The organism is Amycolatopsis sp. NBC_01480, assembly GCF_036227205.1.
Taxonomy (GTDB): Bacteria; Actinomycetota; Actinomycetes; order Mycobacteriales; family Pseudonocardiaceae; genus Amycolatopsis.
The window spans coordinates 3,536,704-3,561,873 of the sequence record NZ_CP109442.1 but is presented as its reverse complement, the minus strand read 5'-3'; the positions used below and the strand labels follow the sequence as shown (position 1 = coordinate 3,561,873).

Below are 25,170 nucleotides of genomic sequence, written 5' to 3'. Positions count from 1 at the left end.
GAGGCCCGACCCGGCCGAAGCCAGTCGGCTCGACCCAGGCGAGGCCAGTCACCTCATCAACCCAAGCCAGCCGACGCCAGTCACCCCGCAGCCGAGCACAACCGAAGCCCCGCCACCGCCACCAGCCCAAGCCAGTCACCCCAGCAGCCGAGCACAACCAAAGCCCGGCAACCTCATCAACCCAAGCCAGCTGACGCCAGTCGCCCCAAGCCGCCGCAGCCGAAGGCCAGCCACCGCACCAGCTCAAGCCAGCCGAGGCCAGTCACCCCAACTCGCCCGGCCCAGTTGAAGTCACGAACCCCCACCAGCCCGGCCCAGCCGGGCCGAAGGCCGGTCACCCCAAGTCGCCCGGCCCAGCCGGGCTGAAGTCACCAACCCCCACCAGCCCGACCCAACCCGAACCCCGTCACTCCCGCGGTTCGAACACGCAGAACTCGTTCCCCTCCGGGTCAGTGAGCACGTGCCACTCGATGTCACCCCCCTTGGCGCGAATCAGCGTCGCACCAGCAGCCACCAGTTCGTCCGGATTGCCCCAAACATCAAGGTGCATGCGGTTCTTGACGGTCTTCTCCTCCGGCACCGGGCACACCCAGAACAGCGGCGCCGCCCCCGTCGGGTCGACGATCGGCACCGGCCAGTCCACAGGCCGTTCGTCGCCGGTCAGGGAGTCGCGGCGGACGTAGCCGAACGCCGAGCACCACCAGTCGGCGAGTGCCTGGTGGTCGCGGGCGTCGATCGCCAGGTCTTTGAACTTCGCGGGCATCGGGTCCCTCCCCCATGTTGTCGAGGAGATCATCGTGACACGCACCACCGACATTTTCGGCACCACGCGCAGCCGACCCCGGCCTGACAGGATGGGCGGGTGGCCCACGAATCCGAACAGGTCTGGAGCGCCACCGTCGACCATCTGCGCACGATGATCGACACCGGTGAGCTCGCGCCCGGCTCCCGCCTGCCCGCCGAACGCGCCCTGTGCGAGCAGCTCGGCATCAGCCGCGGGTCGTTGCGGCAGGCGTTGCGGGTGCTGGATTCCATCGGCTACGTGCAGATCCGCGCGGGCTCGGGCACCTACGTCCGCGAGCAGAAGAGCGCCGACGGGCCGTTGAGCAGCTGGTTTTCCGAGCACGAGCAGCTGGTGGAGAAGCTGTTCGACCTGCGCGCGACCGTCGAGCCGACGCTGGCCGAGCGGCTCGCGACGCACCATTCGCCGCGGATCGTGCAGCGGCTGGCCGACAATGTGGCCGAGATGGAGGCCGCGGCCACGGCCGGCGACATGCTCCGGGTGATCGCCACCGACGCCGAGTTCCACCGGGTGATCGCCGGCAACGCGGGCAACGACGACGTCGCCGACCTGCTGCGGTCCGTGCTCGCGCTGGTCGGCGAGGAGCGCCGCGCGGCGCTCCGGCTGCCCGGCCAGATCCGCAAGGCCGTCGACGAGCACCGCGCGATCCTGGAGGCCGTCCGCCGCTCGGACGCGGCCGCGGCGCGCGAAATCACGCTGAAGCACCTGCTGGACGCGAAAACCTACGCGCACGACTACGCGGCCAACTCTTGACCGGAGTACAGTTTTCACAAAGTTCTGAAAACTGTGATCCCTGGGGGCGAACCGTGGCGCAAGTCCACTTCACCGAGGAAAAGGCCACCATGCTGGCCACGCTCTACGGCCGCGCCCTCGACGCCCGCCGCGACCAGCCCGTGCTCGGCGACACCGCCGCCGACGACGCGGTCCGGCGCATCGACTACGACTTCACGAAGCTGGGCGTCACCAGGGATTCCTCGGTCTCCGTGGCGATCCGCGCCAGGGCGATCGACGACCTGGCCGCCGAGTACCTGAGCACGCACCCGGACGCGATCGTGCTGCACCTCGGCTGCGGCATGGACACCCGCGCGGACCGGCTGGACCCGCCCCCGACCGTCGACTGGTTCGACGTCGACTACCCCGAGGTGGTCGCCCTTCGCCGCGAGATCTACCCGACGCACGAAAACCGCACCGCGATCGGCTCTTCGGTGACGGATTTCGCCTGGCTGGACCAGGTTCCGTCGGACCGGCCGGCGCTGGTCGTCGCCGAGGGCCTGACGATGTACCTGGCCCCGGCCGACGGCGCGGAGCTGGTACGGCGGATCGTCGGCAAGTTCCCCGCGGGGCAGCTCGTCTTCGACGTCTTCAGCACGCTGGGCATCAAGGCGCAGAAGCTGAACCCGGTGGTGCGGCGCGCAAAAGCGACGCTGCACTGGGGCATCGACGACCCGCACGAGCTGGAGCGGTACGGCGTCCGCCTGGTGTCCTCTTTGGACGCTAGCGAGTGGGCTTCCAGGGAGACCTTCGCGCGGTTGCCCGGGGGGTCCAAGCTGGCCCTGCGAGTGACCAGCCTGATCCCGGCCGTGCGGCGGATGGGCCGCATCGCGCGCTGGGAGTTCTAGCGAAGGACTCGTGAGTGTTTATGACGGTTAGAACCGGCATAAACACTCACGAGGTTTCGAGCACCCGCGCCACGAACCGGTGCACCTTGTCCTCCAGCCGCGCGATGCGCTCCTCGAGCGAAAGCGACTCGTGCGGCTGCGGGATGTCCGGCCGGATCTCCCCGCGCAGGTAACGGCTGCAGGCGAGGTTCGAGCAGGCGTACGTGCCGAGTGTGTTGCCCTCACGGCCGAGTTTGCCCGCGCGGCGGCCGGAAAACAGCGTGATGTCGGAGACCGAGTGGGTGGTGGAGCAGAAGGCGCACATGTTGCTGCGCACCCGCGAGCGCGCGGGCGGTGCCGCGCGCAAGGCCAGGCCGACGACCTCGCCTTCGTACGGCAGCACCAGGTAGGCGCGCGCCGGCGCCTTCGGGTCACGCCAGCCGAGGAAGTCGCGGTCGGCCCAGGGCACGTCGCCGGGGACCGTCACGGACTTGGCTTCGCCGCGGGAGCAGTTGACGAATGAGGCACGGATCTCGTCCGGGTCGAGCGGCTGCATACCCGTCACCGTAACCAGCGGTGACAACGCGGACCACGCCTTTTCTCGCCGCCGCGGCGGCCAGCCCATACGATCGGCGGCGTGCGCAGGAAGACGGCGGGTCGGTTCCGGCTGGTTCTGCGCACCAGCCTGGGCTTCGCCGCGCTGGGCCTCGGCTCGAGCATCGCCGGGTCCGCCGTGGTGGCGTTGCTGCTGGCCCTGCAGGGCCTGCCGGGCGACGCCGGGGACCGCGCCTGGGTCTTCGGGCTGACCGCGGGCGGGATCGTCGCCGTGAGCCTCGTCGTGGGCACCGTCTGGACCGCCTACCTGCAACGCCGCACGGTCGTCTGGTTCACGATCGGCCGGCCGCCGACGGAGGCCGAGGCCCAGCGGGCGCTGCGGCTGCCGGTGGACATGGCCGTGGTCAGCGGCACCCTGTGGCTGATCGGGGCGCTCATCCTCGGCGGGCTGGCCGGCTGGCTCGGCTCGTTCGCGGACGCGTCCGGCATGGCGCTGACGATCGGGCTCGGCGGGCTGACCACCGTCGGCCTCACCTACCTCGCCGCGGAGTGGGTGGCGCGGCCGGTGATGACCATGGCGCTCGACGTGACGCCACCGCAGGGTTCGCTGCCGGTGACCGTGCTGACCAGGCTGGTCGTCACCTGGGCGCTGGCCAGCGGCGTCCCGCTGGTCGGCGTGCTCCTGGTCGCCACGCCGCCCGATCTCGGCCACGCGAACCCGACGGCGAGCCTGATCACGCTGTCCGTGATCGGCCTGGCCACCGGCGCGATCGGCACGGCGCTGCTGGCCCGAGCCGTCGCGGCGCCGCTGCACCGGCTGCGCGTCGCGCTGGACCGGATCGCGCGCGGCTCCACCGACGTCACGGTGGACGTCGACGACTCCAGCGAGATCGGCAGGCTCCAGACGTCGGTCAACGACCTGGCGTCCGGTCTGCGCGAGCAGGAGCGGATGCGGGACCTGTTCGGCCGGCACGTGGGCGCGGACGTGGCCCGGCACGCGCTGGAGTACGGCGCTTCGCTGTCCGGGGACGTGCGCGAGGTGACGGCCCTGTTCGTCGACGTCGTCGATTCCACCGCGCTGGCGCAGCGCACGCCGCCGCAGGAGCTGGTGGCCAAGCTGAACCGGTTCTTCGCCAGCGTGGTGTCCGCTGTGGACGCTCGCGGCGGGCTGGTCAACAAGTTCCAGGGTGACGCCGCGCTGTGCGTCTTCGGCGCGCCGACGCGGCTGTCCGACGGGCCCACCATGGCGCTGGCCGCCGCGCGCGCGATCCGCGACGCGGTGCTCTCGGACGGCGAGCTGGACCTGGGCATCGGCGTCGCGTCCGGGCCGGTTTTCGCGGGTCAGCTGGGCACGTCGAGCCGGCTGGAGTACACGGTGATCGGCGACGCGGTGAACGAGGCCGCGCGGCTGACCGAGCACGCGAAGTCCGCGCCCTCACGCATTCTGGCAAGCGAGGAGACGATCAAGGCGGCCCTCGGCGGGGAGCGGGAGCACTGGTCCGTGCACGGCGAGCTGCTGCTGCGCGGGCGCGAGCAGGCCACCGTCACGTGGACGGACCGGGGAGCGCCAGCAACCGGATCAGCTGGGTGACCAGGCGGTTGAGGTAGTCCTCGGACACCGGCAGGTTCGTGACGGCCAGCCGCCAGTAGAGCGGCCCCGCGAGGAAGTCGAGGCTCAGCTCCAAGTCCGCGTCGGCGGGTATCTCACCGCGGTCGATCGCGGCGCGCAGGATCTGCGTGGCGTTCTCGCGCCGGGGCCCCCGGACGCTGTCCATCAGCTCCTTCGCGAGTTCCGGGTCACGAGTCGCCTCGGCCATCAGGTCGGGCATGATCCGCGAGGCCAGCGGGTGGGTCAGCGCGCGGACGGCGTCGTGGAGGTAGTGCTCCAGGTCGCCGCGCAGCGTCCCGGTGTCCGCGGGGGCGATCGCCGTGATCGCGACCCGGGACAGCAGCGCCACCGTCATGTCCCGTTTGGACGGCCAGCGCCGGTAGATCGCCGCCTTGCCCGCGCCGGCCCGCTTGGCCACGGCTTCCAGCGACAGCCTGCCGTAGCCGACCGCGGCGAGCTCCTCGAAGAAAGCGGTGGCGAGGGACTCGGTCACGTCGTCGCGCAACTCCGAACCACCGCGGGTCTCTGCAGCCATGCCGGGACTCTAACACCCGAACGGAACGCTTGCGTCTCGGTGAAACCTGTGCTCTGATTGACCGAGACGGAACGGATCCGTCTCGGTCAATCGGAGGTCATCGTGAAGTTCCTGTTCGACGACGAGTCGTTCTCGTTCGAGACGCTGCGTGCCGCCGGCTTCGCCGCATACGACGGCGCTGAGCTGGGCGAAGTGCTGGTCACCGCGGCCAAGATCGGCGACGGCGACGAGGCCGCCTGGCACGCCGAATGGAAGGCGACGGCAGAACGAGTCGAGGGCCTCGGCCGGACGGCGCTGGCCGCCGGGCACGAGGTGAGCGCGCGCGAGGCGCTGCTTCGCGCGTCGAACTACTACCGGACGGCCGAGTTCTACCTGCGCGAGCACCCGGCGACGGACCCGGAGGTCACTGAGCTGTCCGCCCGGTCCCGCGACACGTTCGCGGACGCGGCGGCGTTGCTGGACACCCCGATCGAGGCGGTGGAAATCCCCTACGAGGACACCACACTGCCCGGTTACCTCTACCTGGTCGACGGCTCCGGCGCGCCCCGGCCCACCGTCGTCTACAACAGCGGTTACGACTCCACGCTGGAAGAGTCGTACTTCGCGCTGGCCGCGGCGGCCCTGCGTCGCGGGTACAACGTGCTGGCCTTCGACGGCCCCGGCCAGGGCGCGGCGCTACGCCGTCAGCAGCTCGTCTTCCGGCCGGACTGGGAGGCCGTGATCACGCCGGTCATCGACTACGCGGTGAGCCGTCCGGAGGTCGACGACAACCGGATCGCCGTGTTCGGCTACAGCCTCGGCGGCTATCTCGTGGCCCGCGCGGCCGCGTTCGAGCCCCGGATCGCGGCGCTGATCCTCGACGGCGGTGTGTACGACTTCCACTCGGCCTTCGACCACAGCCTGCCGCCCATGCTGACCAGCTGGATCGACGAGGAGCGCGACGACGTGGCCAACCCCGTGATGGACCTGATCGCGAGCCAGGTCACGCAGGTCCGCTGGGCGCTGAACAACGGCAAGTGGACCCTCGGCGTGAACTCGGCCGCCGCGCTGGTCCGCCGCAGCCGCGACTACACCCTCACCGGCATCGCGGACCGCATCACCGCGCCGACGCTGATCATGGACGCGGAGAACGACCAGTTCTTCAAGGGCCAGCCGCAGGAGGTCAAGGCCGCGCTGGTCAACGCGGACACCACGCTGGTCTCCCTGACCGAGGCCGAGGGCGCGGGCGAGCACTGCCACATGGGCGCGATGTCCCGGGCCCACCAGACGATGTTCGACTGGCTGGACGACACCTTGGCCGCCGCGCACCAGGACTCGTGAGTGCCTATGACGGTTCTAACCGGCATGAACACTCACGAGCCCGCTAGAGGACGTCCGGCCAGGTCAGCAACGTCGACCCCCAAGTGAGCCCCGCGCCGAACGCGGTCAGGACCACGCGGTGGCCGGGCACGATCGTGGCGTCGGCGGCCGCGTCGGCGAGGGCCAGCGGGATCGACGCGGCGCTGGTGTTGCCGACCCGGTCGATGTTGGCCACGACCGCGTCGGCGGGCAGGCCGAGGTGCTTGGCGGCGGCCTGGAGGATGCGGATGTTGGCCTGGTGCCCGACGAACCGGTCGACGTCGCCGACCATCCAGCCGGCCTGGTCCAGCACCGCGCGGGAGGACTCGGCCATGCGCGCGCAGGCGTGCCGGAAGACGGCCGTGCCCTGCATCTTGAGGTAGTGGTCGCGCGGGTCGTCGGAGAACCGGTGGCGCGAGCCGCCCGCCTCGACCCACAGCAGGTCGGCCAGCTCGCCCTCGCTGTGCAGGTCGAACGGGCCGAGCGCGCCGGGCTCCTCGGCGTCGCCGCCGCGCAGCACGACCGCCCCGGCGCCGTCGCCGAAGATCGGCACGGTGGTGCGGTCCTCGGGGTCGAGCAGCGAGGTGAAGACGTCGGCGCCGATCACGAGCACCCGCTTCGCTATGCCGCCCGCAATGAGGCCCTGCGCGGTGGCGAGGGCGTAGATGAAGCCGCTGCACACGGCGTTCACGTCGAACGCCGCGGCGGTCCCGAGCCCGAGCCGCGCGGCCACCTGGGGCGCGCTGGCGGGGCAGAGCTGGTCGGCGGTCGAGGTCGCGAGCACCACGGCGTCGGCCCCCGCGCCGGTCCCGGCCAGCGCCTGGCGGCCCGCGGCGACGGCGAGATCCACAGTGGACTCCCCCGGTGCGGCGATCCGGCGCTCGCGAATGCCGGTGCGGGTGCGGATCCACTCGTCGGAGGTGTCCAGCCGGCCGGCCAGCTCGTGGTTGTCCACCACCCGATCGGGCAAGGCCGCGCCCAGTCCCGTCAGCACGGCGGCACGACCGGGCGGAAACCCTTGCACACTCACAGCGGAACCCTCCCAGCCGACGGTCGGCGGGTGCCGCCGGCTGCGTCCACTTGTATGGGCTACCCCTGGGTAGACCGGTCAGTTGTGTTCCAGGTCACTGGAAAACCTCTTCCAGGTTCGCTCAATAGGAGGTATTGGCCACACTCGGCCCAGGACGGCGGGTGAGCGTCGGTAAACACGAGGCATCTTGTCGGTGCCCCCGGTTAGCCTGGGGCGTGCTCACTCCCGACCTCGACCGGCTGGACCTCGCCATCCTCGCCTGCCTGCAGGCCGACTCGCGCACGATCGCCGAGGTCATCGGCGCGAAGGTCGGCCTCTCCGCCGCCGCCGTGCAGCGCCGCATCAAGCGGCTGCGCGAGTCCGGGGTGATCGAGAAGGAGGTCGCCGTGCTGTCCCCGCGGGCGCTCGGCCTGTCCATGACGTTTGTGGTCATGGTCGAGATGGAGCGCGAGACCCTGAGCGTGCTCGACGTCTTCCGCCGCCAGGTGCAGGCCGACGACTACGTGCAGCAGTGTTACTACGTCACCGGGCAGGCCGACTTCGTGCTCGTGGTCACCTGCCCCGACATGACCGCCTTCGAGGCCTTCACCCGCCGGATGTTCTTCGACAACCCGAACGTCCGGCACTTCACCACGAGCGTGGCCATGGACCGGGTGAAGGTCGGGCTGACCCTGCCGCTGGCGTGAGGCGCCCGCTGATCCACTTCGGACGGTCCACCCGGGACCGGTTTTCGCCGACCGGCCGCGCACCGCGCCGGCGGGCCACCCCGCGTCGATGAGCGCCAGGATGCGGCTGCCTGCGCAAAAGTCTCCCCGCCGTTGCCCTTCCGGACCAAAGAACGTGACCCAAGGTTGCCGGGTGAACGCAAGGGGTATGTGTCCCGTGTTACGCCTAGGGGAGCGGATGCAGCCGATCGCGTGAACGTCGAAGTTCCGGCGTCACGAGGAACCCGGTTGATCATCTCCTTGCCGACAGTTCGCAAGACGCGAACCACCGGAGGAACACACCAGGAGCAGCCGTGCACACCGACGCCGTACACCAGACCCAGTTCGTGTTGCTGAACGAGAGCACCACGCCGGTGCTGTCCCGCCTGTCCTACCACGCCGCCGAGCCCTTCGCGGTCACCGTGGCCTTCCGGACCGAGCGCGGCCGGTGGATCGAGTGGACGTTCGCACGTGACCTCCTCGTGACCGGGCTCGACGACCCGTCGGGCCTCGGCGACGTCCGCGTCCGCCCGGACCTGTCCGAGGACGAGGCGATGCTGACCCTCGAGATCGAGTCGCCCGACGGGTACGCGTCCTTCGAACTCGAGCGCGAGGACATCCAGACGTTCCTCGACTCCTCCTACGAACTCGTCCCGCTCGGCGAAGAGAGCGAAAGCTTCGACGTCGACGCGCTGATCGAAGAGATCAGCAACGTGTGAGACCTGCCGATCCCGCGGCACAGTGGGGGAAGGGCGGCTTGAGTGCTCTGGAGGCACTCAAACCGCCCTTCTCTGTTTTGCCGGGAAGCCTCAGCCGCGGACCAGCGTGGTGCCGGTCGCGGACAGCGCTGTGGTCACCGGGAAGAAGTAGGTGTTCACGGTGTCACCGCCGGAAAGCAGGCCCTGCGCCTGGTTGCCGCTGATGAACGAGCCGCCGGAGTCGCCGGAGTCGGAGTGGGCGTTGGTCAGGGTCATGCCCGTGACGGTGCCCTCGGCGTAACGCACGGTCTGGTTCTTCGCGCGGATCGTGCCGCAGGTCCAGCCGGTGGTGGAGCCGGACTTGCAGACCGACGCGCCCACGGCGGCGGCCGTCGAGCCGGACACGCGGGTGCCGTTGTTGATCTGGCCGACCGGCGTCCAGCTGCTGTTGACCCGCGCGAACGCGTAGTCGCTGCCCGGGAACCGGTAGCTGGAGAACGAGCCCATGGCCACGCGGTTGTAGCCGGAAAGCGCGCCGCCGCCGGTGAGCGCGGCGCAGTGGCCGGCGGTCAGGAAGCCGCCGTTCACGGAGAAGCCTACGGAGCAGCGGGCCGAGCTGCCGATGTAGTACGCATCCCCGCCGAGCACGTTGTAGTGCAGCTTCGGCGCCTGCGCGGTTTCCACGTACTGCACCGAAGCAGCGTCCACACCGGACGAGTTCACAAAGGACTCAGCCGCCGCCTTCTGTCCGTTGAGGACAGTCACCGTGACGCGGTTGCTGGCCGGGTCGATGCCCCAGCTGGTGACCGCCTTCGCCGCCGTCTTCTCGCCGGCGTTCAGCTTGGTGATGGCGGAGTCGAGCTGGCGGGCGCTGAAGCGGACCACCTGGGCCTCCGCGCCGGCCGCGCGGACGCGCTCCACCAAGGCCGGGCTGGTGACGCCCACCCGGGCCTTGCCCGTCGCGGCGTCGTAGCTCAGCCCGCCGAAGCCGTCGCCGAGCGAGGCTTCCAGCGACTGGCCGACCTTCGTCGCGGCGTCCTCGCTCGCCAGCCGCGCCAGCGCCTGGTCGTGGGTCAGCCCCAGGTCGCGCTGCATCGCCGGCACCATGTCGGGGTTCAGCAACGTGGTGGCACCCGCCGCCGGGGTGGTGACCCCGGCCAGCGTGCCCGCCGTCGCGGCGGCGGCTGCGGCGATACCGAGGAATCTGATGATCTTCATGGGTCTCCTCGTGATTACGCGCGGCACCGGATCGGCCACGCGGCGCTCCCTCCCCGAGGGGAGAGCCTGCTTGGCGCCCCAAGCCGCTGCAATAGGGGTGCAGTGCGGATAGGTATACGCATTCCCACTGGGCCAATCCCCTGCTCCGGACGTCCCAACCGGGGCCGGGGACCGTCCTTAAGTAGGGATTCCGGCAACTACTTTCGGTAGCCGCGGCGAAGCCGGGAAAGTGGCAACCGCCCCGGAACCGGTCGAACGGCCGAAGTTTCGCACTCATGGTTATTTCCGGCCGGACATTCACCCGCCAACCGGTGACCGAATGTAGGCAGATGTGTGAGCGGCGTGCACTCCCGCAGCTCGACGGCCGGTTTACGGACCCGGGCCCGCTGCTTACGCTCCCGACGAACTCCCGACGAAACGGACACCGGCCGAGGAGGTCGTGATGTGGCAAGCCGTATCCCGCCCCACGTCGGTTTCGGTGCGCACCGGGCCCATCGCCTTCGCGGGCCGGGAACGGGAACTGACCGCGGTGGCCGAGGTGCTCGGCCACCGCCCCGCCGCGGTCCTGATCGAGGGTGAGCCGGGCATGGGCCGCAGCCGGCTGCTGGCCGAACTCGCCCGACGCCCCGAATTCGCGGACGGCCGCGTGCTGACCGGGCGGTGCCAGCAACTGCGCGAGCCCTTCCCGTACGGACCGGTGTTGGAAGCGCTCCGGTCGGTGGGCGAACGGTTCGACGCTTGCTCGGATAGCCCAGCCGACCCTCGCGATCCGGCCGAGCAGCTCAGACCGGCCGGTCGGACCAGCCTCGCCAGCACGACCGACCGCGCCGACTCGTGCGGCCAGGCCGGTCCTCCCAGCGCGACCGGACCGATCGGCCCGATCGGCCCGCTCGGCCCGCTCGGCCCGCTCGGACCGAACGCAAGCCCCATCAGCCCACCCACCAAGGCAAACGACCACCAGCTCGGCCCGCTCAGCCCGGTCGCCGGAGTCCTGCGCCCGTTGCTCCCCGAGCTGGCCGGCCAGCTCCCCCCGACTCCCGAATCTCCGTCGGAGCCCGGGGCGCGGCGGCACCGGGTCTTCCGCGCGTTCCGCGAATTGCTCGTCGCCTGCGGACCCACCTTGCTGCTCATCGACGACCTGCAGTGGGCCGACGAGGACACCCTTGACCTGATCCGGTTCCTGGCCGCGGACCTGCCGCCGCAGCTGGGCGTGGTGCTCGCCTACCGCTCGGGGTGGGCGGGGCCGCTGGTGCGGACGGCGCCGACCGTCCACACAGCTCGCGTCGCGCTGGGGCCGCTGGATGTGACGGCGGTGCGGACGATGGCCGCCGACCTGCTCGGGCTGCCCCGCGTCACCGATGAGTTCGCCGGCAAATTGCACGAGTGCACGGCCGGGATTCCTTTTGTGGCCGAGGAAACCCTGCGCGCGCTGCGGGACGCGGGCGAGGTGCTGTCGGACCGGCTGCTGGAGAACCTCGAGGTGCCGGCGGCGCTGCGCGAGTCCGTCACCGAGCGGCTGGACGCGTTGCCGGAGGCGGCGGCGCAGCTCACCCGGGCCGCGGCCGTGCTGGACTTCGCCGCGGAGCCGGCGATGCTGGGCGACGTCGCGGGGCTGGGCGAGGAGTCGCTGCGGACGGCGCTGCTCGCCGCGCTGGCCGGTGGGCTGCTGGCCGAAGTGGGCGAAAACCGTTACGGCTTCCGGCATCCGCTCGCACGCAAGGCGGTGTACGACACGGTGACCGGACCCGAGCGAACGCTCCTGCACGCCGAGGCGATCCGCGTGCTGGGCACCGCCGAGGCCCCGCCGCTCCCCCTGCTGGCCGATCACGCGCGGGCCGCCGGGCGGATGGAGAAATGGCGCCACTACGCGGAAATGGCGGCCGACGAGGCGATCGTCCTCGGTGAGACCTCGCGCGCGATCAATCTGCTGCAATCCGTGCTCGCGACGGCGGACGCGGCCGACGTCGGGCGGCTGGCGACGAAGCTGAGCCAGGTCGCGTTGCGCGGCTTCCGGCCCGACGTGATCGAGACGCTGGAGCGCGTGCTCGAACACCGGCCGCTGCCGCCGACGGTCCGCGGGACGATCCGGCTCTCCCTCGGCATGCTGCTGGTCCGCACGATCGGCCGGCTCGAACGCGGGCGGGCCGAGGTGGAGAAGGCCGTCGGCGAGCTGGCCGATGCGCCGGAGCCCGCCGCGCGCGGGATCAACCTGCTGGCCCAGCCGATCGACGGGCTGACGCCGTTGTCCTGGCACGAGGTCTGGATGCGGCGCGCTCGGGACGTCCACGCGAAGCTGACCGATCCGGAGCTGCGGCTGGCGCTCACGGTGGACCGCATCACCAACGCGTCGCACATCGGCGACGGCTCGGCGTGGACGGAGTTCGAGGCGCTGCCGGACACCGCGGCGAGCGTCGCGGAACGGGTCCAGCTGGCGCGGCTCTGGTGCAACCTGGCGGACGCGCAGTCGTGGTCCGGGCATCTCGATCGCGCGGAACGCCTGGTCACGGAGGGCGCGCGCCGCGCGACAGAGACCGGCGCGCTGTACACGATGGGCCTGATCCGCGGCACGCAGGCGCGGCTCGCGTGGTTCCGCGGTGCGTGGGACGGCCTGGCCGAGACCGCGGAGGACGTCCGCGCCGGGTACCCCGAGCTGGGCCCGATCGTGATGGAGACGTCGCTGGTGCTCGGCGGCCTCGCCGCGGTGCGGGGTGAATTCGCTGCGGCGCAACGGTTCCTGGCCGCCGCGTCGGTGCACTCGCCCGCCGACGGCCCGATCCCGGTGGTCCTCTCGGCGGCTTCGGTGCTGATCGGCGTGCAACTGGCGGCGGACGACGTCGAAGCCGCCTGCTCGACGGCCGACGTCGCCGCGGATGCCGCGCGGCGCAAGGGAGTCTGGGTCTGGGCGGCGTCGCTGGTGCCGACCGCCGCGGAGGCGTACGCGCGGGCGGGCCGCTGGCCGGACGCCGACGTGCTGGTCGAAGAGTTCGCGCGCGGCACGGCGGGCCGGGACGCGCCGGTCGCCACCGCCGCGCTGCACGCGGGCCGCGCCGTGCTGACGGGCGCGCGCGGCAAGCACCTGGCTGCGGCCGCGCTGTTCAACGAAGCGGCCGAGGCGTACGCGCGCCTGCCGATGCCGTACCTGGCGACGTCGATGCACGAGCGCGCCGCCATGCTGCGGCTGGCCGCGGGGCAGCGCGCGGCCGTCGAGTCACTGTCCGCCGCCGCCACGGCGTACGAGAGCCTGGGCGCGACGCGGGACGCCGGCCGATGCCGCCACCACCTGCGCGAACACGGCGCGTGGGCCCCTTCGCAACGCGGGCGCCGGGGTTACGGGCAGGAGCTGTCGCCGCGCGAACACGAGGTAGCCCGGATGCTCGCGGAGGGCCGCACGAACCGCGAGATCGCCGACGGCCTGTTCCTCTCCCCGCGGACGGTCGAGCAGCACGTGGCCAAAGTCCTGCGCAAGCTGGGCGCCCGGACGCGGACCGACGTGGCCCGCAAACTGCCCGCCTGACCTCCTGCTGCGGAGCGCCCCAATGTGGCGTTGGTTGCGCTCAACGCACCCAATGTGGCGTTGGTTGCGTCCAACGCACCGAACGCCACATTGGGGCGCTTCAGCCCAGGGCGACCGGCCCGCCGCCCGGCGACTGGCGACCGGACCGGCGGCCGGTGAGCGGCGACTGGTGAGCGGCCCGCCGCCCGGCGACTGGTGACCGGCCCGGTGCCGTTTGCCCCCGACACACCGGGTTCGTCGCCGATGGCGGGCACCGGACCGACTCCGGCTCTACCGTGACCTGGTGACTTCACCTGATCCACAAGAGAAAGACCCGCAGCTCCCGGCCTGGCGGCGCAGCACCGCGGGCGAGACGCGGTGGCCGGCGACCGGCGTGGTGGTGGTGACGCTCGCGTTGCAGCTGGTGCTGCCGCACGACGTGGTGCTGGCCCCGTGGTGGCTGCTGCCCGGGCTGTCGGTGCTGCTGATCATCGCGCTGTTGCTGATCAATCCCGGGCGGATGGACGAGTTCAGCACCATCGAGCGGATCATTTCGCTGGCCGTGGTGGCGGTGGTGAGCGTCGCGAACGGCGGCTCGGCCGTGCAGCTGGTGCTGGGCATCGCGAACGGGTCGGTCGGCGGGCACGCGGTTCAGGTGCTGGTCAGCGGCGGCATCGTCTACTGGACGAACATCGTCGTGTTCTCGCTCTGGTACTGGGAGTTCGACCGCGGCGGGTCGGCGCGGCGGGCCGACGGGCAGGCCCAGTACGCCGACCTGCAGTTCCCCCAGATGGACAGCCCCGAGCTGACCCACGACGACTGGGAGCCGCGCTACCTCGACTACCTCTACCTGGCCTTCACCAACGCCACCGCGTTCAGCCCCACCGACGTGATGCCGCTGAAGGTCTGGGCGAAGATGACCATGATGCTGCAGGCGATCATCTCGCTGCTGGTCGCGGTCATGGTCATCGCCTGGGCGATCGGCGCGCTGCAGAACTGAGCCCTGCAGAACTGAGCCGAAATCGCTGGCCGCAGGACCGGCCGGCGTTGTATACCCCAAGCATGCAGAGACCCGAACCGCCGTACTACGCGGTGATCTTCACGTCCCGGCGAACCGAGGGCGACCACGGTTACGCCGAGCGCGCGAGCCGGATGTCGGCCCTCGCCGCGACGCAGCCGGGCTACCTCGGCGAGACCTCCGCGCGCGACGAGTCCGGCGTGGGCATCACGGTGTCCTACTGGACGGACGAGGCGGCCATCACCGGGTGGCGCAGGAACGTCGAGCACGCCGAGAGCCGGCGCCGGGGCCGCGCGGAGTGGTACGAGGAGTACGACGTCCGCGTCGCGCGCGTCGAACGGTCCTACGGGTTCGAGCGCCGGACCGAATGAAGCGGGGGCGCCCTCCGCCAGGAAGGCGCCCCCGTCACCAGGCTTGGGTCAGTGCTCCGTCATCGTGAAGCTCTGGCCGTCCGAGCCGATCGCGCCCGGGCTGTAGGTCTTGCTGCCGCCGTCGTCGGCGTCGAGGCCCTGGGGGCTGGTGTCCCCGAGGTTCTTGCCGTCGAACTTCACGCCGCTGAACGAGATGCCGCCGTTGATCGAGGGGTACGAGTCGGTGGGCGACTCGATGATGGCCTCCGCCGTGATGTGCTGCGCACTCAGCGACTGGGTGGTCGTCTTCGACCAGCCCGCGGTGGTGTCGCTGATGTCCAGCTTGTAGGAGTTGCCCGAGCGCGTCACGGTCGCGGTGATGCTGTCGCCCGCCTTGACCGGCGCCTCCGAGCTCGAGTAGTACACCGGCGCAGCCGGGTACATCTCGTACCACGCCTGGTAGACCGCGCTGCCACTGGAGCAGTCGGTGGCCACGCCCGTCTGCTCCACAGTGGACGATCCGTCGCCGTCGATGCCCACCCACGGCGCGAACAGGTCGTTGCTGGAGTTGCAGGTGGCCGAAGGCTCCTTCCAGCTGGCCGTCGCGGTGGTGAAGCTGCCCGTGCTGACGTAACCGCCCCAGTTACCGCCCGAGAAGGCTTGCCCGTGGAAGTGCGCGCCGAACATCGGCGTCGCGCTCGCCGAGCCGGCCGCGGCCGTGAGGCTCGCTGCGGCGACGGCGGCGATCGTCAGCGCCCGGACGGACCGTGAGGAGAGGGGGGAGTTCATGCGCGTCCAATCTGATCACCGATGGGGACTCGGGGAGTTACAAACGGTGTGCACCGGCAACCAGTGTTGAATTCACGCGCGCAGATAGGTAGCTACTTTCGAAGGGTTTTCATATCCCGGGAACAATTCACCAAATGTCCTTATTCTCCTTTGACTACTCAAAAGTCCGTGAAAGCCGCATTGGGGAAGGCGACGCGGCTTTCACGGACTTCGAGGCGGTGCCCGCCCACCGCCCGGACGGGCGGGCACCGGGGACTACTGCGCCGAACGCGCGTGCGCGGCGTCCACGAACTGGGTGGTGTAGGTCTTGGAAAGATCGATCTGGTCCTTCTTCGGCTTGACGTTGCTCGAAGACGAGCCCAGCACGTTCAGCACGTTCTTCGCGCCCGCTGGGTCCATCCGGCCGTCCTTGGTGAACATCGGCAGGCTGTCCTTGAGCGACTTGACGTACAGCGCCTTGTCCCCGCCCGCGAACGACGGCGGCATGATGTCCGCGACCTGCTCCGGAGTGTGCTTCGAAAGCCACTGCAGCGACTCGACGTACGCGTTGGCCAGCTTCTGCACGATGTCCGGGTAGCGCTGCACGATCTCGCAGCTCATGTACAGCGAGCTGGCCGGGTACAGCCCGCCGAGCGCGGCCCGCGTGCCCTCGACCGTCCGCATGTCGTACAGCACCTTGGCCTGGCCGGTGTTCGTCAGCTGCGCGATGGTCGGGTCGGTGGTCATGCCGGCGTCGATCGAGCCCTGCTGCAACGCCGAGATGAACGTCTGCCCGGCGCCGACCTTGACCGGCGTGTAGTCCTTGCCGCTGACGCCGCCGCGGCCGGCCAGCGCCTTGGTCAGGAAGTCCGTGGACGAGCCCAGCGAGGTCACGCCGAGGTTCTTGCCGCGGAAGTCCTGGCCGGACCGGATCTCGCCCGCCTTCGCGGTGGACACCATCTCCGCCTCGCCCGGCACGTTCGAGAACTGGACGACGCTGGTAATGCACTGCTCCTTGGCCTGCAGGTCGATGGTGTGGTCGTAGAACCCGACCACCCCCTGCACCTCGCCGGCCAGCAGTGAGGTCTCGGCGTTGGCGCCCGAGGGCTGGTCGAACAGCTCGACGTCCAGCCCCTGCCGCTGGTACGCGCCGATCTGCTGCGCGAGCTGGCCGGGCAGGTAGATCACCTTCGAAAGGCCGCCGATCATGATCTTGATGTGCGGTTTGCCGCCGCTGCCCAGGTCGATCTGGCGGGAGTCGCGGCACGCCGTGACCCCGGCCAGGGTGACCAGCAGCGCGGCCGCGACCGCGACTGTCCTTTTCAGACGCATCTCAGATCCCCTGGCTCGCCTGGGCGTTCACCTGCGGGCGCCAGCGCAGCAGCCGCGACTCCGCGGTGCCGATGCCCCACTCCGCCAGGATCGCGACGACGGTGATGATCAGCATCCCGGCGTACACCCCGGCGGTGTCGAAAGTGCCCTGCGCGTTGGAGATCAGGAAGCCCATGCCCGCCTTGGCGCCGGTGTACTCGCCGACGACCGCGCCGATCAGCGCGAAGCCGAACGCCACGTGCAGCGAGGAGAGGATCCACGAGGTCGCGCTCGGCAGCACGATCGACTTCAGCACGGCCCACCTCGACGCGCCGAGGATGCGCGCGTTGTCGATCAGGTTGCGGTCCACCTCGCGGGCGCCGGTGAAGGCGTTGAAGAACACCGCGAAGAACACCAGCACCACGACCGTCGCGACCTTCGACGACATGCCGAGGCCGAACCAGATCACGAACAGCGCGGCGAGCACGATGCGCGGGAGGGCGTTGGCGGCCTTGATGAACGGCGACAGCACGTCGGCCAGGTACTGGCTGCGGCCGAGCACCACCCCGAGCACCACGCCCAGGATCGCGCCGAGCACGAACCCGATCACGGCCTCCTCGACGGTGACCAGGATCTGGTACCAGATGGAGCCGAAGTCCGTGCCGGTGCTGAACCACTCGACCAGCCGCTCCCAGATCTTCGACGGCATCGAGTAGAAGAACGGGTCGATCCAGTACCGGCCGGCCAGCTCCCAGCTGCCCAGCCACACCACGACGATGGCGAGGCGCAGCAGCCAGATGTTGCGCCGGCGCGCGTTGGTCTTCAGCTTCTGGCGGGCGATGATGCTCGCCTCGTCCTCGATCCGGGGATTCGGGTTGGACGGCGGGACGATCAGATCAAGCGACACTGGTCGCTCCCTTCTGGCGGGCCTTGTCGACCTCGCCGCGCAGCGATTCCCAGATGTCGGAGTAGATCTTGCGGAACTCCTCGGTCAGCCGCAGGTCCTCGACCTTGCGCGGGCGCTCCAGCGGGACCTCGAAGACGTCCTTCACCGTGGCCGGGCTGGTGGTCAGCACCACCACCTTGTCGGCGAGCGCGATGGCCTCGTCCAGGTCGTGCGTCACGAAGATGACGGCCGCGCCGGACCCGGACCACAGGCGCAGCAGCTCGTCCTGCATCAGCGCGCGGGTCTGCACGTCGAGCGCGGAGAACGGCTCGTCCATCAGCAGGATCTTCGGGTCGGTGACCAGCGTCTGGGCCAGCGCGACGCGCTTGCGCATGCCGCCGGAGAGCTGGTGCGGGTAGTACTTCTCGAACCCGGCGAGGCCGACCCGGGCGATCCAGTCGGTCGCCTTCGCGCGAGCGTCTACTTTGGACTCCCCGCGGAACCGCGGGCCGGAGGCGACGTTGTCGAGCACCGAGCGCCACGGCATCACCGCGTCGGTCTGGAACATGTAGCCGACCCCGTCCGGGATGGCCGTGACCTCCGCGCCGTTCACCCGCACCTGGCCCGCGGAGGCGGGCTGCAGGCCGGAGACCAGCGACAACGTGGTCGACTTGCCACAGCCGGTCGGCCCGACGACGGCGACGAACTCCCCCGGGTCCACCGTCATGGACAGTTCGCGGACCGCGGTGTGCACGGATCCGGATCCACTGGGGAACCTTTTGGTGGCTCCGATGAGTTCGATGAGTGGTGGGGCCATCGAGGTGACTCCTTCGTCACGGCGGGGAGGTGGGGCGCGTCACAGCTGTCTGGCAGGTTAAGAGCGTGTTTCACCGCCGGGAAGCTTGTCGACGTTCTGCGTGCGCTCTGCGCGTTCTCCACGTTTTGCTCGTTTAGCGCACGGCCCTGAGCTCAGGTGCCAATCCGATCTAAAGCAGGCCTGACCAGGCGAGCCGGCCTACGTTTGCCTGATGGCCGTGGCTGCCGTTCGGATTGGCGCCTAAAAGCACAGTATGTTCCCTGGCATGCCAAAGTCGGCGCTTTTTCCGCGCATGCGGTTCACCCGCCAGGTCCTGCTGCTGCAGATCGGTGTGGTGGCGCTGGTGGTCGGTCTGGGCGTCGGGCTGTTCAGTGGGCTGCTGCGAGACGCGCTGGCCAACCAGTACGGCGAACGGGCGCTGGCCGTCGCCAAATCGGTGGCCACGGACCCGGTGGTGATCGACGGCGCGGCCGCGCGGCAACAGGGTGGGGCGCTGCAACAGCGCTCGCAAGCGGTGCAGCTCAGGACCGACGCACTGTTCGTGGTGATCACCGACGACCGCGGCATCCGGCTCGCGCATCCCACGCCCGACGAGATCGGCCAGCCGGTGAGCACTTCGCCCGCGGAAGCGCTGGCGGGCAACGACGTGACCACCCAGTACAACGACGGCACGCTCGGGCCATCGGTGCGAAGCAAAACACCGATCTGGCAAGGAGATCGGGTGGTCGGCGAGGTCAGCGTCGGGTACCGGATCATCGACCTGACCGGCGACTTCAACCGGCTGCTGGTACTCACCCTGATCTTCGGGGGTTGCGCGCTGCTGCTCGGCGTCGGCGCGTCCGCCCTGCTCAACCGCCGTCTCCGGCGGGTCACCCACGGCCTCGAACCGCACGAGCTGACCGAGCTGCTCTACGAACGCGAGGCCGTGCTGCACGGCATCGGCGAGGGCGTGCTGGCGCTGGACGGGCAGCAGCGGGTGTCCGTGCGCAACGACGAGGCCGAGCGGCTGCTGGACACCGAGCTACCGGTCGGTGCGCCGCTCGCCGAACTCGAGCTGTCGCCGCGGGTGCACAAGGCCGTCGCGGAAGGGGTTCCGGTGGACAATCTCCTTGCGGTGGCCGGAAACCGGGTGCTGGTGGTCAACTCGCGCGCCGTCCACCGGGACGACCGTCCGCTCGGCACCGTGCTGACCTTCCGCGACCGCACGGACCTCGACACGCTCACCCGCGAGCTGGACGGCATCCGGTCCCTTTCGGACGGTCTGCGGGCGCAGCGGCACGAGTTCGCGAACCGGCTGCACACGCTGTCGGGGCTGCTGCAGCTCGGCCACCACACCGAGGCGGAGGAGTACCTGCAGACGCTCACCGAGACGACCGCCGGACGGCCGCACGCGCTCGGCGACACCGTCGCGGACCCGTACCTGCAAGCCCTGCTCGTGGCGAAAACCGAGCAGGCGCAAGAAAAAGGCATGGAGCTGAAGCTGGCCGACGACTCCTGGGTGCCCACCGCGGTGACCGACCCGATCGCGGCGGGCACCGTGATCGGCAACCTGGTGGACAACGCCCTGCACGCCGCGCGGATGAGCCCGCGGCGCCCGGCGTCGGTGGAGGTCGCGCTGCTGGCCGACGGCACGACGCTGCATGTGTCCGTTGTGGACAGTGGCTCCGGGGTGACCGAAGAACTCCGGGCGACGCTGTTCGACGAGGGCGTGTCGTCCAAGATCGCGCCCGGCCACGGCCTCGGCCTCGCACTGGCGCGCCAGGCCGCCCGGGCCCGCGGCGGCGACGTGTGGTTGGCCGACCCCGGTGGCCCGTCGTCCGGGGCCCTGTTCGTCGCGAAACTGCCGGAACTGCTCGTGGAGGCCGCCGAATGATCCGCACCCTGATCGTGGACGACGACTTCCGCGTGGCCGGCGTGCACGCGGCCTTCGTGACGGAGGTGCCGGGCTTCGCGGTCGCGGGCATCGCCCACACCGCGGCCGAGGCGCGCGCCCGCGTCCGCGAGCTGTCGCCGGACCTGGTGCTGCTGGACGTCTACCTGCCGGACGAGCCCGGCCTGTCCGTGCTGCCGGACCTGCAGACCGACACCATCGTCCTGTCCGCAGCCACGGACCCGCGCTCGATCGGCGCGGCGATCCGCGCGGGCGCGCTGAACTACCTGATCAAACCCTTCACCACCCGGCAGCTGGCCGAACGGCTCACCTCGTACGCCCGGTACCGGGGCCAGCTGGCCAACGACCGCGCGCTGACGCAGGACGACGTCGACCGCGCCTACCGGGCGTTGCACGACCAGGACCGGGCCGCGGCCCCGAAAGGCCAGTCCAGCGCGACGTCGCGGCTGGTTTCGGAGCAGCTGCGCAACTCCCCGGTCCCGCTCTCGGCCGCGGAGATCGCCGGAGAGCTGGGCATGGCGCGGGCTACCGCCCAGCGTTACCTCACCGCGCTGGCCGAATCAGGCGCCGTCGAAATGCGGCTGCGCTACGGCGCCACCGGACGCCCGGAGCACGAGTACCTCTGGGCCGGTTGAGGCTCAACGGCCGCCGGACATCCGGTTGGCCAGCTCGGCCCACTGGTCCACGTACTCCTGGAACGAGTTCGCCGGAGCCTGGCTGGTCGACGTCGGGGCGGGCTTGGTGTCGACGCGCGCGGTGTCCTGGCCGTCGGGCACGGACGAAGCGCGCGAGGCCGGCGGCTTGACCGGGCTGTGCTTGACCGGCTTCGACGGCGACGGCACCGGGACGTACACGGTCACCGGCGCGGCCGCCGGGGCGGGAGCCGGCGGGACCACCGGCGCCGGCTGAGGCGCGGGCTGTGGCTGGGCCACCGAGGTGCGCTGGTCGGACTGCGCGACGGCGTCGTCGGTCGAGCCGCTCAGCACGCTGCCGCCGAAGAGGCCGCCGCCGAGCCAGCCGAGGGCGACCAGTGCCAGCGCCGCGCCGCCGCCGACCCACGCGCGCTTGCGGCGGCGGACGACCACGGCGCGCGGGCGCGAGCCGATCAGGGCCGCGCCGGCCAGCGCCGCGCCGGCGGCACCCGCGGCCGCCGCGCCGGGGCCGGGCCGCGTGACGCCGCCGGGCACCACCGGGATCGGCTGGGTGTCCTCGATGTCGGTGTCCTCGGGGCTGCGCCGCCCGCGGGGCAGGCTGGCCGCGATGATGCCGGTCCGGTCGAGCAGGTCCGCGGCGGCGCGGTCGGCGATCGGGGTCGCACGGCGGTCAGCGGTGCGGAGCATCGGGGAACCTCCGGGGGGACGGGCACGCGATCAACGTGAGGATTCTGGTGCATTTTCCGGCGAGTTGTCAGAAACTCAACTCCATTGGGTGAAGGGGTTTTCCCCAGTGCCTCCGGCCGGGTTCTCCGCTTCCGCACGTCGGCCCGGAAATCCGCCGATTCAGTTCATCCCGGAGCGCTTGAGGCCCAGCCGCGTCAACGACGCGAGCGGACGCTGGTAGGCCGAGCCGAGCACCCGCGGGATCGCGTCCAGCACGTATGCGTCCGGGCCGATGAGAATCCGGGCGGCGCGCCGTTCGACGCCGCGCAGGATCGTCCGCGCGGCCTTCTCCGGTGTGGTCATGGCTATTTTCTCGAAACCGGCCGCCGCGGCCGCCTTGTCCTCGTCGCCGCCACGCGAGTGCCGCACGATGTTGGTCTTGATCCCGCCCGGGTGCACACAGCTGACGCCCACCGGATGCCGGGCCGCCAGCATTTCTTCGCGCAACGCCTCGGTGAATCCGCGAACGGCGAACTTCGCCGCGTTGTAAGCGCTCTGCGTCGGCACTCCGATGAATCCGAACACGCTCGAGACATTCACCAGGTGCCCGTCGCCGGAAGCGATGAGATGCGGCAGGAACGCCTTTGTGCCGTTCACCACACCGCCCAGATTGATGCCCATCAGCCAGTCGAAGTCCTTGAAGCTCATCTCCTCGACGGTGGCGCCCAGCGCGACCCCGGCGTTGTTCACCACGAGGTTCACCTGGCCGAAATCGGCGACGACCGCCTCGGCGTGCGCGAGCACGGCCTCGCGGTCCGCGACGTCGAGGGCGTACCCGCGGGCCTCCGCACCACGCTCGCCGGCCAGGCCCACGGTCTCGTCGAGCGCTGTCGAGTCCACATCGGACAGTGCGAGCCGGGTGCCCCGGAGGGCCAGCTCGAGGGCCAGCGCGCGGCCGATGCCCGAGCCCGCTCCGGTGATCACCGCGACCTTCTGCGCGAAATTCTTCATCGCCGCTCCCCACGTCGGTCCAAGACTTTGGATACTAGTGACGTCACGATCATCTGGGAGGGCGGAAATGCGACGGGCACGGGTGGTGGTCACGGTCGGCACCGTGGTGTTGCTGAGCGTGACCGGGACGGTCGTGGCCGGCGCCGGTCATGGGCTCTCACCTGCGGATTCGTCGCCGGCCAAGGCCTTGCCGCCAGAGCAGCCGGCGGCCGCCGTCGGCGCGCTGTTCCTCGACGGCACGCACTACTGCACTGCCAGCGTCGTGCACAGCGACCACGGCGACGAGCTGCTGACGGCCGCGCACTGCATCCACGACGGCGAGGGCGGCGACTACCTCACCGGCCTGACCTTCGCGCCCGGCTACCACGACGGCGTCGCGCCGCTCGGCTTCTGGGACGTCGGCGACGAGCTGGTGGCGCCGGGCTGGACCGACTCCTCCGACCCCGACCTCGACTTCGGCTTCGCCACCGCCCACCAGACCGGCGCGACCCGCCCGCTCGAGGCGATCACGGGCTCGAACCGGCTCGGCACGGGCCAGCCGTTCGCGCGGCCCGTGAACGTGACCGGCTACCCGGAGTCCGACGAGGCACCGGCCGTCTGCAGCACGACTTCGAAACAGCAGGACGAGCGCCAGCTGCGGGTGGACTGCCCCGGCTTCGCCACCGGGACCAGCGGCGGCCCGTGGGTCACGGACGCGGACCCGGCCACGAAGCTCGGCACGGTGATCGGCGTGGTCGGCGGCTACGAGTCCGGCGGTGACACCGACGACGTCTCTTACTCCAGCTACTTCGGCGACGACATCGCCGCGCTCTACCGGCAAGCCACCTCGCGACCTTGACCGCCGATGGCGGATGATCGGCGGATGAGCGAGCCCGTGCGCGACGTGCCCATCACCGGTGAGCCGATCCGGCTCGGCCAGTTCCTGAAGCTGGCCGGCCTCGCCGAGGACGGCTCCCACGCCAAAGACCTGCTCGACGCCGAAGAGGTCACGGTCAACGGCGAACTGGAGACCCGCCGCGGCCGTCAGCTCTCCGACGGTGACGTGGTGGCGGTGGGACGTGAGCGCGGTCGGGTCACGCTGGTGAGCTGAGCCCGCCTGAGCCCGCCCGAGCCCGCCTGACGGCGCCGCCGCGGCCTCTCCGCAGCCGCGCTGTTTGCGCCCCAATGTGGCGTTGGTTGCGTTGAACGCACCCAACGCCACATTGGGTGCGTTGAGCGCACCGAACGCCACATTGGGGCGGATCGGTGACAGCGAGCGCGTCACTCCACGCTGGTCAGGGGTGGCAGCCCCAGCCCGGCGGCCAGTGCGTCCAGTTCACGGCGCACCGGGGCGCTGAGCGGGACGCCCAGGGCGCGGCACTGTTCGAGGTACTGCGCCTCGCGCCAGCCCGGGTAGCGGATCGGCGCGCCGCCCTCCCAGCCGAGCATGCTGCCGAACAGGGCACTGGCCGTGCGGTAGAAGCCGTCGGCGCTGCGCAGGGTGGTCGGCGCGATCGCCAGCACCAGCAGGCCCGTGTCGTGGTCGTGGTCGGCGACGCCGGAGAGCACGCCGGCCAGCACGTCCACGAGCAGGGCGAAACCGGCGAACGCGGGGTTGCGGGCGGCGTCGGCGATGTCGACGTCGAGCACGAACTCCGGGTACGCGCCGGCCGGCGCGGCCATGCCGAGCGGGTGCGCGGGATGCTCTTCCACCCCGCCCGCGGCCAGGACCAGGCCGATCATCCCGTGCGGCAGCGCCCGCGCGGCGTGGTGCCCGACGCGGCCGAACGGCCCGACCCCGCGCAGCGAAACCAGCCCGACGCCGAACCGCCCGGCCCGCACGATGGCGCGATCCATCGCGTCGCCCACGGCCCACAGCCCGGGCGCGCGGCGGTAGTCGAGCAACGCGGCGGCCCCGCGGTCGGCGATCATCAGCGGCTCGGCGCGCGGACGCACGTAACCGCTTTTCACCGCGGGCAGGTGGACGCTGGTGAGCTCGGCGACGCCGGAGTCCGACGAGCCGGTGAGGTCCCCGTGGCACAGCGCCTCGGCGGCCATGCGGGCGCGGTACTCGGGAAAGTCGTGCGCCGTCAGCACAAGGGAGACGAGCGTGACCAGTTCGTCGGCCGGAACGCGCTGCCAGACCTGCTCGGGAATCGGGGTGTCTTCAGGGGTTTCTGCGGCGGCGGGGCGGGCTTGACGCAACGAACGTGGTCTGAGGGGCACTTCATCGAGACTGC

25 protein-coding genes are annotated in these 25,170 nt (G+C 70.8%); 13 read left to right on the top strand and 12 right to left on the bottom strand.

The features are described from left to right. Window positions 1–406: 406 nt before the first annotated feature. Window positions 407–763 carry a VOC family protein gene (locus tag OG371_RS16920; protein WP_329070312.1) on the bottom strand — a complete coding sequence of 119 codons (357 nt, stop codon included), beginning with the start codon at window positions 761–763 and terminating at the stop codon, window positions 407–409. Window positions 764–862: 99 nt separating this feature from the next. Here OG371_RS16920 and OG371_RS16915 point away from each other — a divergent pair, with 99 nt between their 5' ends. After that, window positions 863–1,555, top strand: coding sequence for a FadR/GntR family transcriptional regulator (locus OG371_RS16915; protein WP_329070310.1), 693 nt, complete (start codon window positions 863–865; stop codon window positions 1,553–1,555). Window positions 1,556–1,608: 53 nt separating this feature from the next. After that, window positions 1,609–2,421: a class I SAM-dependent methyltransferase gene (locus OG371_RS16910; protein WP_329070309.1), complete on the top strand. Its 813-nt coding sequence runs from the start codon at window positions 1,609–1,611 to the stop codon at window positions 2,419–2,421. A 46-nt stretch (window positions 2,422–2,467) separates the two neighbouring features. Here the strand turns inward: OG371_RS16910 and OG371_RS16905 are convergent, their stop codons facing one another. Further along, complete coding sequence (locus OG371_RS16905) at window positions 2,468–2,956, bottom strand: FBP domain-containing protein (RefSeq protein WP_329070307.1); 489 nt, start codon at window positions 2,954–2,956, stop codon at window positions 2,468–2,470. Between the two features lie 81 nt (window positions 2,957–3,037). On the opposite strand from OG371_RS16905, the gene OG371_RS16900 reads away from it, so the two are divergent. Further along, entirely contained in the window at window positions 3,038–4,546 is a 1,509-nt protein-coding gene (locus tag OG371_RS16900) for an adenylate/guanylate cyclase domain-containing protein (RefSeq protein ID WP_329070305.1), read from the top strand. On the opposite strand, the gene OG371_RS16895 is transcribed toward OG371_RS16900, so the two are convergent. After that, entirely contained in the window at window positions 4,500–5,099 is a 600-nt protein-coding gene (locus tag OG371_RS16895) for a TetR-like C-terminal domain-containing protein (protein WP_329070303.1), read from the bottom strand. The two genes, OG371_RS16900 and OG371_RS16895, sit on opposite strands and share 47 nt — an antisense overlap. 102 nt (window positions 5,100–5,201) lie before the next feature. On the opposite strand from OG371_RS16895, the gene OG371_RS16890 reads away from it, so the two are divergent. Further along, a complete protein-coding gene (locus OG371_RS16890) occupies window positions 5,202–6,419 on the top strand; it encodes an alpha/beta hydrolase family protein (protein ID WP_329070301.1) in 1,218 nt (405 codons plus the stop codon). Between the two features lie 43 nt (window positions 6,420–6,462). Here the strand turns inward: OG371_RS16890 and OG371_RS16885 are convergent, their stop codons facing one another. After that, window positions 6,463–7,467, bottom strand: coding sequence for a beta-ketoacyl-ACP synthase III (locus tag OG371_RS16885; protein WP_329070298.1), 1,005 nt, complete (start codon window positions 7,465–7,467; stop codon window positions 6,463–6,465). 215 nt (window positions 7,468–7,682) lie between these two features. Between OG371_RS16885 and OG371_RS16880 the strand changes: the two genes are divergently transcribed. After that, a complete protein-coding gene (locus OG371_RS16880) occupies window positions 7,683–8,153 on the top strand; it encodes an Lrp/AsnC family transcriptional regulator (protein ID WP_329070296.1) in 471 nt (156 codons plus the stop codon). Between the two features lie 332 nt (window positions 8,154–8,485). After that, a complete protein-coding gene (locus OG371_RS16875) occupies window positions 8,486–8,890 on the top strand; it encodes an SsgA family sporulation/cell division regulator (protein ID WP_329070294.1) in 405 nt (134 codons plus the stop codon). Between the two features lie 90 nt (window positions 8,891–8,980). Here OG371_RS16875 and OG371_RS16870 read toward each other — a convergent pair whose 3' ends face one another. Continuing rightward, entirely contained in the window at window positions 8,981–10,087 is a 1,107-nt protein-coding gene (locus tag OG371_RS16870) for a S1 family peptidase (RefSeq protein ID WP_329070292.1), read from the bottom strand. A gap of 442 nt (window positions 10,088–10,529) precedes the next feature. Here OG371_RS16870 and OG371_RS16865 point away from each other — a divergent pair, with 442 nt between their 5' ends. The 3 genes from OG371_RS16865 to OG371_RS16855 all read left to right on the top strand — a co-directional run bounded on the left by OG371_RS16865 (window position 10,530) and on the right by OG371_RS16855 (window position 14,969). Then, window positions 10,530–13,601 (top strand): ATP-binding protein, encoded by a 3,072-nt coding sequence (locus OG371_RS16865; protein WP_329070290.1) that lies wholly within the window; start codon window positions 10,530–10,532, stop codon window positions 13,599–13,601. 283 nt (window positions 13,602–13,884) lie between these two features. Next, window positions 13,885–14,580, top strand: a complete 696-nt coding sequence (locus OG371_RS16860; protein ID WP_442876117.1) for a hypothetical protein — start codon at window positions 13,885–13,887, stop codon at window positions 14,578–14,580. Between the two features lie 62 nt (window positions 14,581–14,642). Further along, window positions 14,643–14,969, top strand: a complete 327-nt coding sequence (locus OG371_RS16855; RefSeq protein WP_329070288.1) for an antibiotic biosynthesis monooxygenase family protein — start codon at window positions 14,643–14,645, stop codon at window positions 14,967–14,969. Window positions 14,970–15,017: 48 nt separating this feature from the next. Here OG371_RS16855 and OG371_RS16850 read toward each other — a convergent pair whose 3' ends face one another. From OG371_RS16850 to OG371_RS16835, 4 genes are all read right to left on the bottom strand, one after another. Further along, on the bottom strand, window positions 15,018–15,737 hold the full coding sequence (locus tag OG371_RS16850) for a G1 family glutamic endopeptidase (protein WP_329070287.1): 720 nt from the start codon (window positions 15,735–15,737) through the stop codon (window positions 15,018–15,020). A gap of 255 nt (window positions 15,738–15,992) precedes the next feature. Beyond that, window positions 15,993–17,048, bottom strand: coding sequence for an ABC transporter substrate-binding protein (locus tag OG371_RS16845; RefSeq protein WP_329070284.1), 1,056 nt, complete (start codon window positions 17,046–17,048; stop codon window positions 15,993–15,995). 1 nt (window position 17,049) lies between these two features. After that, on the bottom strand, window positions 17,050–17,871 hold the full coding sequence (locus OG371_RS16840; RefSeq protein WP_442876164.1) for an ABC transporter permease: 822 nt from the start codon (window positions 17,869–17,871) through the stop codon (window positions 17,050–17,052). A gap of 52 nt (window positions 17,872–17,923) precedes the next feature. After that, the gene (locus tag OG371_RS16835; protein ID WP_329070280.1) at window positions 17,924–18,730 is read right to left on the bottom strand and encodes an ABC transporter ATP-binding protein; all 807 of its coding nucleotides are present in this window, start codon (window positions 18,728–18,730) and stop codon (window positions 17,924–17,926) included. Window positions 18,731–19,022: 292 nt separating this feature from the next. Here OG371_RS16835 and OG371_RS16830 point away from each other — a divergent pair, with 292 nt between their 5' ends. Both OG371_RS16830 and OG371_RS16825 read left to right on the top strand, forming a co-directional pair. After that, window positions 19,023–20,603, top strand: a complete 1,581-nt coding sequence (locus OG371_RS16830) for a sensor histidine kinase (protein WP_329073115.1) — start codon at window positions 19,023–19,025, stop codon at window positions 20,601–20,603. Beyond that, window positions 20,600–21,256, top strand: coding sequence for a response regulator (locus OG371_RS16825; protein ID WP_329070278.1), 657 nt, complete (start codon window positions 20,600–20,602; stop codon window positions 21,254–21,256). Before OG371_RS16830 ends, OG371_RS16825 begins: the two co-directional genes overlap by 4 nt. A gap of 3 nt (window positions 21,257–21,259) precedes the next feature. Here OG371_RS16825 and OG371_RS16820 read toward each other — a convergent pair whose 3' ends face one another. Both OG371_RS16820 and OG371_RS16815 read right to left on the bottom strand, forming a co-directional pair. Next, a complete protein-coding gene (locus tag OG371_RS16820) occupies window positions 21,260–21,961 on the bottom strand; it encodes a hypothetical protein (RefSeq protein ID WP_329070276.1) in 702 nt (233 codons plus the stop codon). Between the two features lie 159 nt (window positions 21,962–22,120). After that, window positions 22,121–22,951, bottom strand: a complete 831-nt coding sequence (locus tag OG371_RS16815; RefSeq protein WP_329070274.1) for an SDR family NAD(P)-dependent oxidoreductase — start codon at window positions 22,949–22,951, stop codon at window positions 22,121–22,123. 67 nt (window positions 22,952–23,018) lie between these two features. Here OG371_RS16815 and OG371_RS16810 point away from each other — a divergent pair, with 67 nt between their 5' ends. Continuing rightward, complete coding sequence (locus tag OG371_RS16810) at window positions 23,019–23,789, top strand: trypsin-like serine peptidase (RefSeq protein WP_329070272.1); 771 nt, start codon at window positions 23,019–23,021, stop codon at window positions 23,787–23,789. Window positions 23,790–23,813: 24 nt separating this feature from the next. Next, window positions 23,814–24,041, top strand: coding sequence for an RNA-binding S4 domain-containing protein (locus tag OG371_RS16805; RefSeq protein WP_329070270.1), 228 nt, complete (start codon window positions 23,814–23,816; stop codon window positions 24,039–24,041). Between the two features lie 170 nt (window positions 24,042–24,211). On the opposite strand, the gene OG371_RS16800 is transcribed toward OG371_RS16805, so the two are convergent. Further along, entirely contained in the window at window positions 24,212–25,156 is a 945-nt protein-coding gene (locus OG371_RS16800) for an Ldh family oxidoreductase (protein ID WP_329070268.1), read from the bottom strand. Window positions 25,157–25,170 lie beyond the last annotated feature (14 nt).

Bases quoted from the DNA above. Each gene is read 5' to 3' on its own strand.
- OG371_RS16920 (WP_329070312.1), bottom strand. From the start codon at position 763: ATGCCCGCGAAGTTCAAAGACCTGGCGATCGACGCCCGCGACCACCAG.
- OG371_RS16905 (WP_329070307.1), bottom strand. From the start codon at position 2,956: ATGCAGCCGCTCGACCCGGACGAGATCCGTGCCTCATTCGTCAACTGC.
- OG371_RS16895 (WP_329070303.1), bottom strand. From the start codon at position 5,099: ATGGCTGCAGAGACCCGCGGTGGTTCGGAGTTGCGCGACGACGTGACC.
- OG371_RS16870 (WP_329070292.1), bottom strand. From the start codon at position 10,087: ATGAAGATCATCAGATTCCTCGGTATCGCCGCAGCCGCCGCCGCGACG.
- OG371_RS16865 (WP_329070290.1), top strand. From the start codon at position 10,530: ATGTGGCAAGCCGTATCCCGCCCCACGTCGGTTTCGGTGCGCACCGGG.
- OG371_RS16855 (WP_329070288.1), top strand. From the start codon at position 14,643: ATGCAGAGACCCGAACCGCCGTACTACGCGGTGATCTTCACGTCCCGG.
- OG371_RS16850 (WP_329070287.1), bottom strand. From the start codon at position 15,737: ATGAACTCCCCCCTCTCCTCACGGTCCGTCCGGGCGCTGACGATCGCC.
- OG371_RS16845 (WP_329070284.1), bottom strand. From the start codon at position 17,048: ATGCGTCTGAAAAGGACAGTCGCGGTCGCGGCCGCGCTGCTGGTCACC.
- OG371_RS16835 (WP_329070280.1), bottom strand. From the start codon at position 18,730: ATGGCCCCACCACTCATCGAACTCATCGGAGCCACCAAAAGGTTCCCC.
- OG371_RS16830 (WP_329073115.1), top strand. From the start codon at position 19,023: ATGCGGTTCACCCGCCAGGTCCTGCTGCTGCAGATCGGTGTGGTGGCG.
- OG371_RS16825 (WP_329070278.1), top strand. From the start codon at position 20,600: ATGATCCGCACCCTGATCGTGGACGACGACTTCCGCGTGGCCGGCGTG.
- OG371_RS16820 (WP_329070276.1), bottom strand. From the start codon at position 21,961: ATGCTCCGCACCGCTGACCGCCGTGCGACCCCGATCGCCGACCGCGCC.
- OG371_RS16815 (WP_329070274.1), bottom strand. From the start codon at position 22,951: ATGAAGAATTTCGCGCAGAAGGTCGCGGTGATCACCGGAGCGGGCTCG.
- OG371_RS16810 (WP_329070272.1), top strand. From the start codon at position 23,019: ATGCGACGGGCACGGGTGGTGGTCACGGTCGGCACCGTGGTGTTGCTG.
- OG371_RS16805 (WP_329070270.1), top strand. From the start codon at position 23,814: ATGAGCGAGCCCGTGCGCGACGTGCCCATCACCGGTGAGCCGATCCGG.